This is a genomic window from Saliniramus sp. (assembly GCF_035311605.1).
In the GTDB taxonomy this organism is placed as follows: domain Bacteria; phylum Pseudomonadota; class Alphaproteobacteria; order Rhizobiales; family Beijerinckiaceae; genus Saliniramus.
Genome location: NZ_DATGCW010000104.1, coordinates 20,732 through 27,797 on the forward strand (window position 1 = coordinate 20,732; position 7,066 = coordinate 27,797).

General features: G+C 66.2%; 5 protein-coding genes and 1 pseudogene. 4 read left to right on the forward strand and 2 right to left on the reverse strand.

The features are described 5' to 3' along the window. The first annotated feature begins 14 nt into the window (after window positions 1–14). Genes ccoG through ccoS form a run of 4 tightly spaced genes read left to right on the forward strand, consistent with a single transcriptional unit; the run spans window position 15 to window position 4,578 of the window. Window positions 15–1,505, forward strand: coding sequence for a cytochrome c oxidase accessory protein CcoG (gene ccoG / locus VKP01_RS04955; protein WP_324410848.1), 1,491 nt, complete (start codon window positions 15–17; stop codon window positions 1,503–1,505). Window positions 1,506–1,536: 31 nt separating this feature from the next. Further along, entirely contained in the window at window positions 1,537–2,061 is a 525-nt protein-coding gene (locus tag VKP01_RS04960) for a FixH family protein (protein ID WP_324410850.1), read from the forward strand. Between the two features lie 4 nt (window positions 2,062–2,065). Further along, the gene (locus VKP01_RS04965) at window positions 2,066–4,387 is read left to right on the forward strand and encodes a heavy metal translocating P-type ATPase (protein WP_324410852.1); all 2,322 of its coding nucleotides are present in this window, start codon (window positions 2,066–2,068) and stop codon (window positions 4,385–4,387) included. Beyond that, a complete protein-coding gene (gene ccoS / locus VKP01_RS04970) occupies window positions 4,384–4,578 on the forward strand; it encodes a cbb3-type cytochrome oxidase assembly protein CcoS (protein ID WP_324410854.1) in 195 nt (64 codons plus the stop codon). Before VKP01_RS04965 ends, ccoS begins: the two co-directional genes overlap by 4 nt. Window positions 4,579–4,582: 4 nt before the next feature. On the opposite strand, the gene fliP is transcribed toward ccoS, so the two are convergent. After that, complete coding sequence (gene fliP, locus VKP01_RS04975) at window positions 4,583–5,308, reverse strand: flagellar type III secretion system pore protein FliP (RefSeq protein WP_324410861.1); 726 nt, start codon at window positions 5,306–5,308, stop codon at window positions 4,583–4,585. Window positions 5,309–5,500: 192 nt separating this feature from the next. Then, a pseudogene (locus VKP01_RS04980) lies at window positions 5,501–7,066 on the reverse strand (hypothetical protein); the annotation flags it as partial.

The following is a 7,066-nucleotide window of genomic DNA, read 5'->3' on the forward strand; positions in this document are numbered from 1 at the left end:
GCACCGGGGGCGAAATGTCCGACGCAGCTGTCACCAAGAAGCCTGAACTCACACCCGAAGACGAGCAGGAAGTCTATATCGACGGGCCGTTGTTCGAGGCGCGAAAGCAGCTTTTCACGCAAAGTGTCTGGGGACAGTTCCGCAAGATCAAGTGGGCTGTCCTGATCGCGACTCTGGGCGTGTATTATTTCCTGCCCTTCGTGCGCTGGGATCGTGGGCCGAACGCGCCTGACCAGGCGGTGCTGATCGATTTGCCAGCGCGACGCTTCTATTTCTTCTTCATCGAGATCTGGCCGCAGGAGGTCTATTATCTCACGGGGCTGCTGATTCTGGCCTCGCTCATCCTCTTCCTGATGAATGCCGTGGCCGGGCGGATCTGGTGCGGCTATCTCTGCCCGCAGACGGTGTGGACCGATCTGTTCATGGCGGTGGAGCGGCGTATCGAGGGGGACCGGCGCGAGCGGTTGCGGCTCTATAACGGCCCGTGGAACGCCGAGCGGATCTCGAAATTCGCCTCGAAGCATGTTGTCTGGCTGATGATCGCCTGGTGGACCGGCGGGGCGTGGGTGCTGTATTTCGCCGATGCGCCAACGCTGGTCTATAATCTTGCGACGCTGCAAGCGCCCTTCGTGGCCTATCTCTGGATCGGTATCCTCACCTTCACCACCTACACGCTGGCCGGCTGGATGCGCGAGCAGGTCTGTGTCTACATGTGCCCCTGGCCGCGTATCCAGGCGGCGCTGACGGACGAGCATGCCTACAACGTCACCTATCTCGTCGATCGCGGCGAGCCGCGCGGTTCGGTCAAGAAGAACCGCGCCCTGCGCGAGGCGGGCGAGCCGGCGGGCGATTGCATCGATTGCGGCCAATGCGTCGCCGTCTGCCCCACCGGTGTCGATATCCGCGACGGTTCGCAACTCGGCTGCATCCAGTGCGGTCTGTGCATCGATGCCTGCAACAACGTGATGGAGAAGGTCGGCCTGCCGCGCGATCTCATCACCTATGACAGCGAGTACAATCTGGAGCGTCGCCTCGAGGGCAAGCCGCAGGAACGCTCAAAGCTGGTGCGGGCGCGCACCATCGTCTACATGGCGCTGATCGGGCTGATCGCGGGGATCATGCTGTTCACCTTCGTCGGGCGCGGCTCGATTGATGTCTCGGCCCAGCACGACCGGAATCCGCTCTATGTGCAGCTCTCGGATGGTTCGATCCGCAACGCCTATACCATCCGCCTGTTCAACAAGGCGCTGGAAGAGCGCGCCTTCACCCTCGCGGTGACGGGGCTGCCGGTGGTGAATGTCGATGCGCTCGGTGCGATTCCGGTTTCCGAAGGCGTGATCGAAATGCCCGTCGGCCCGGCCCAGACCCGCGAGGTCCGCGTGCTGGTCACGATTCCCGATCCGGCGAGTATCCCCGAATCGACGCCGATCACCTTCGTGCTGACCGAGCCGGCGAGTGGCGAAGTCGCCACGACCAGTGACAATTTCATCCGACCTGCCGATTGAGAGCGGGTCCGGCAAATCAGGAAACCGAACGATGTCCTCCCCCGACCGTTTCGAAAACGACTACGTCCCCGGCGGCAAGCCGCTGACCGGGGGCAAGGTTCTGGCGATCATCCTCGCTTTCTTCGGCCTGATCATCTTCATGAATCTCGGCATTCTCCTGCCCAATGCGATCGCCACGTTCCGGGGTCTCGAGACCGACAGTGCCTATCGCGCCAGCCAGGAATTCAATACCACGCTGGCAAGTGCGGCAGACCAGCAGGCGCGCGGCTGGCAAATCGAGGCTTTCGTCGAGCGCCGCGCCGATGGCGGCGCCTATGCCGAGATCACCACGCGTGATCGTGACGGCAACATGCTGCCCGACATGGCCGGCGAGGTCACGCTCGCGCGCCCCGCCGACAGCAATCTCGATCGCCCCGCGACGCTGGAGCGCATCGGTTACGGCGTCTACGAGGCCCGGTTCGCGGACGTGCCGGCGGGACAGTGGGATCTGGTGCTGACATTCAGCGAGGGTGACCAACAGGTCTTCCATTCGCGCAACCGCGTCATGCTACGCTGAACGGATGAGCGAACGGATCGATTATTCGGCATTCGTGACGCGCGACAAGGAGGGTTGCGCGCAACTCGATCTCGCGATCGACGGCATTACCTGTGCCGCCTGTATCCGGGAGATCGAACAGGGTGTCGCGGGACCCGGTATCGCCCATGCGCGGCTGAATTATACGAACAAGCGTCTTCATCTCGTTTTCGATGCGGCGATGGATGGTGATGGCCACGAAACGGCCCCTGTCGATCCCGGGCTGGCTGTCACGCGGCTGCACAAACTTGGCTACAAGGCCTATCCCTTCACGCGTAGCCGCGAGGAGGAAATCGAGGCGGCGCAGACCTCGGATCTCCTGAAGCGGCTCGGGGTGGCGGCGTTCGCCACCATGAACATCATGCTGCTCTCCGTCTCGGTCTGGTCGGGCAATGTCGCCGATATCGATACCGAGACGCGCGACCTGTTCCACTGGATCTCGGCGCTGATCGCGATCCCGACAGTGGCCTATTCCGGTCAGCCCTTCTTTCGCGGGGCGCTGCGTTCGCTGAAGGCGCGCGCACTCGGTATGGATGTGCCGATTTCGCTGGGTGTGCTGCTCGCGGTGGGGATCTCGATCGTTGAGACCATGAATTCGGCCAGACACGCCTATTTCGACGCCGCGACCATGTTGCTGACCTTCCTGCTCGCCGGGCGGGTGCTCGACCAGATCATGCGCAAGAAGACCCGCGCCGTGGCCGGCAATCTGCTCGCCCTGCGCGGTGAGACGGCGCGGCGGATCGATGCCGATGGCGGGGTGACCGAAATTCCCATTCTCGGGGTCAGGACCGGCGATCTCCTCCAGATTCGCCCAGGCGACCGGGTGCCTGTGGACGGGGTGGTCGTCACGGGGCTTTCGGATGTCGATGCCAGTCTCGTCACCGGCGAGACGGCGCGCGAGCCCGTGGGCGAGGGCGCACAGCTGCATTCCGGGACGCTCAATCTCACCGGCGCGCTGACCTTGCGCGCGGCGGCGGCGGCGGAGAATTCCCTCGTTGCGGAGGTCAACAAGCTGCTGGATCAGGCCCTGATGGCGAAGTCGCGCTACGTGCAGATCGCCGATCGTGCTGCGCAGCTCTACGCGCCCGTCGTCCATGCCGCTGCGGCGCTGACGCTGATCGGCTGGCTGCTTGTGGGTGCCGATCTGCATTTCGCCGTGATCACGGCGGTGGCCGTTCTGATCATCACCTGTCCCTGTGCGCTGGGGCTCGCCGTGCCGGCGGTGCAGGTCGTGGTCTCCGGCGCGTTGTTTCGCTCCGGCGTTCTGCTCACCGCCGGTGACGGTGTCGAGCGCATCGCCGCCTGCGATACGGTCGTCTTCGACAAGACCGGTACGCTCACCACGCCCGAAGCGCGGCTTGTCAATCGCGGCGCGCTCGATGACGCGATGGTGGCGCTCGCAGGCAGACTCGGCCAGAGCTCGAACCATCCGCTGGCCCGGGCGCTGGCGCGCGACGGCGCAGCGGGAGCGCCCTTCGACGATGTCGTCGAGGAGCCGGGGCGCGGCGTGCGCGCGATCGTGGACGGCATCGAGGCGCGGCTGGGCAGCCCGGATTTCTGCGATGCGCAGGATGCCGTCGCCTGCGCATTGAGCGATGAGCCGGATGCGACGCCGATCGTCCTGCGCCATGGCGGGCGCGTCGCGGTGCTGCTGCTGCGCCAGGTCCTGCGCGCCGATGCCGGCGATGTCGTGGCCGATCTCAAACGGTGCGGCCTGAAAGTGATGATCGTCTCCGGGGATCGCGAGGGGCCGGTGCGCCGGGCTGCCGAGGCGCTCGGCATCGCCGACTGGCATGCCGGCTGCAAGCCCGGCGACAAGACCGCCATTCTTGCCCGTCTGGCCGGTGAGGGGCGGCGCGTGCTGATGGTGGGCGACGGGCTCAACGACGCTCCGGCGCTGGCGGCCGCCCATGCCTCGATCTCGCCGATTACCGCCTCGCATCTGGCCCAGAACTGCGCCGATGCCCTCGCCCTCGGCGATCGCCTCCGCCCGGTGGCCGAAGCCGTCGCCCTGTCGCGCAAGGCGCTGATGATCATGCGCCAGAACCTGTGGCTCTCGACCGTGTATAATCTGATCGCCGTGCCGATCGCGGTGCTCGGCTACGTCACGCCGCTGATCGCGGCGGTGGCGATGTCGGGCTCTTCGGTGATCGTTACGCTCAACGCCGTGCGCGCGCGCAGCGCGGGGCGCGAGGCTCATGCCGGGACCGCTGCGATATCTGCGCCTGCTGCCACTCACGCCAGATCACAGGCGACGACGATGCTCACCGCCGCCCCGGCGGTCACGTCCACGGAGGCTGCATCATGAATGTCCTGATCTACCTGCTGCCGATCGCACTCAGCCTCGGCCTGATGGGGCTGATCGCCTTCCTCTGGTCGCTGCGCTCGGGCCAGTACGAGGATCTCGAAGGGGCGGCGTTGCGCATTCTCGATGATGATGATCTGCGCGACGAGAATGCGGATGAAGCCGACAAACCGCGAAATCGCGACGACCTGTGAGGCGCTACAAGCCGTAACTGCGTACCAGCGATCCCGCGACGAGGTTCCAGCCGTCGACGAGCACGAAGAAGATCAGCTTGAACGGCAGCGAGACCGTGATCGGTGGCAGCATCATCATGCCGACCGACATCAGGATCGAGGCGACCACCAGATCGATGATGATGAAGGGCACGAAGAGCAGGAAGCCGATCTCGAAGGCGCGCCGCAGCTCCGAGATCATGAAGGCCGGGACCAGCACATGCAACTGCACATCGTCGGGGCCCTCAAGATCGGTCTGACCCGACATGTCGATGAAGAGTTCGAGATCGCGCTCGCGGACATGGGCGAGCATGAAGGTGCGAAACGGGGCAACGCCGCGGGTGAAGGCTTCTTCCTGGCTGATCTCACCGGCGATGAGCGGGGCGACGCCTTCCTCGTAGGCTTCCTGGAGCGTCGGCGCCATGACGAAGGCGGTGAGGAACAGCGCGAGCCCGATGATGACGCCGTTCGGCGGAGCCGTCATCGTGCCCAGCGCCGAGCGCAGCAGGGAAAGCACTACGACGATCCGGGTAAAGGACGTCACCATCACCAGGATCGAGGGGGCGAGCGCGAGGACCGTGATCAGCGCGATCAGTTGCAGCGCCCGCTCGGTAACGCCACCCTCCTCGCCGAGATCGAGGGTCAGGGTCTGGGCGAGGCTGGGAAAGGCGAGGAGGAAGGCACCCGTACCGATCAGGCAGGCGACGGGCATGCGCAGCGCCATGAAACGCGCCCGCGCGCGCTCCCGACGATCACGCAGCAGCGCGTCCGCACAATTCATTCCCGCGTGGTTTTTGCCCCCGTGATCCGCCTGCACCGCTGATTCGCTCCGCGTGTCCTGTTACGGGACGGTGCGACGCGAATGGCGGCAGTGCAAGCGCTGCAAGCGTGCGCAAGCGCGCTATCAAGAGCTTTTGGGATCCTTGTCGCTGCTGCGTCCGAGCAGACGGGCGAATTCCGCCTCGATCTCGTCCACTGAGAACGGATCGACCTTGCTCGCGGGCTTTTCTTCTGTCGGCGCCGGTTCGGCTTGTGGTTGATCTGCCGTGCTGGTCTCTTCCGCTGCGGGTGCCTCGTCTGCAGATGCCTGGGCTGCGGGTTCTTCTGTGACGCCATCCTGCACGGTCGTATCGCGCTTTGCGCGCGCAGCGTCCTGCGGCGCGAATGCCCCGGTTGCGGAATAGGTGGCTGGCTCTTCCTCGATGGCCGGCTCCGTGGTGTCGGCATCGATCGTGAATTCCGGCTCCGGCGCCGTTTCGGATCCCGGCTGTGCGTGCGATGCGACATCATCGACGGAGCGCGCATGCGTATGCGCGGCACCTTCCGGCGCGGCCTCGGCTTCCGCTGCTTCCGCGAGCGCTTCTTCAGCGATGATTGCCTGCGCCTGGGCGAAGGCCGGAGATGCTGCCGGCTCTTCTGTTTCCGGGAAGCGCGGGTCCGGATCTTGCGTATCCGTCTGCACATCCGCGCGTGGAGGGGCCTGCGGTTGCGGGCTCTCTTCGATGGCGGTGGCGAAATGTGCCGGACCGGCAGTCGGAGCCGGGGTCATGCCGGGTGCAGGCGCATGCGGGCTTCCGGCGGGGGCATGATCGTCTGAGCCGTCCCCGGTGACCGGCGCGGTTTCGGGTGCCGTGATCTCAGGCGCGGTCCCGGTGGACGAAGATTCGGCAAGAGCGGACTCGGCAAGAGCGGACTCGGCAAGAGCAGATTCGTCGATTGCAGATCCGGTGGCCTCGCGCCTGCGCGGTATGGTCTCGGCGAAAGCCTGCTCGATGGAGAAGGCATCTTCGCTCTGCTGGCGCGGCGCCTCTGGGACCGGCGGGGCGGTGCGCGCCGGGAAGGGAGGCGGCTCGAGGCTCGTCGCAGCGAGCGCTTCGGGAGCCGGTACATCATCGACTCGTGTGGCGACGGGCGCGTCGGGGAACGGTGCTGCGCGGGCGCTCTGCGCGTCAGCGGGCGCAGAGGAGGCGGGGCGCTTGAACGCGGCTTCGAGCTCGCGCGCCATATCGGAAAACAGCGCATCCTCGCGAGCGGCGGGAGCGGCCTCCGGATGAGAAGCCGGGGAGGGCGCCGATGCGTCGCCGGCCCGAGCCGACGCGTCATCGGCGCTCGCAGCTGCAAGGCCTGCACCGGAAAGGCGCGCTGCGTCCATGCCGCCTCCGACCGCCGCGTGAGACGGCGCTTCCCCGGCGCTGTCGGATGGCGCATCGGGCAGGTTCGGCGTGGTACGCGGACGCGGCGGGTAAGGCGGGGGATTGTCGGGCGCCACCGGCGTGGTGCGCGGGCGCGGCGGGAATTGCGGCGCGGGCTTTTCGGCGGATCGTGTTTGCGCCTGTCGCCCGAAGCCGAACAGGCCGCGCCTGGCTTCAGCTTCCGGCTCTGCTGCGCGCTTCTGCGCAGGCTGCGCGACGACCGGCTCCGTCGCCTGCGAGAGGCCTTGCTGTGCCGGCGGTTCCATCTCCGGCTGTGG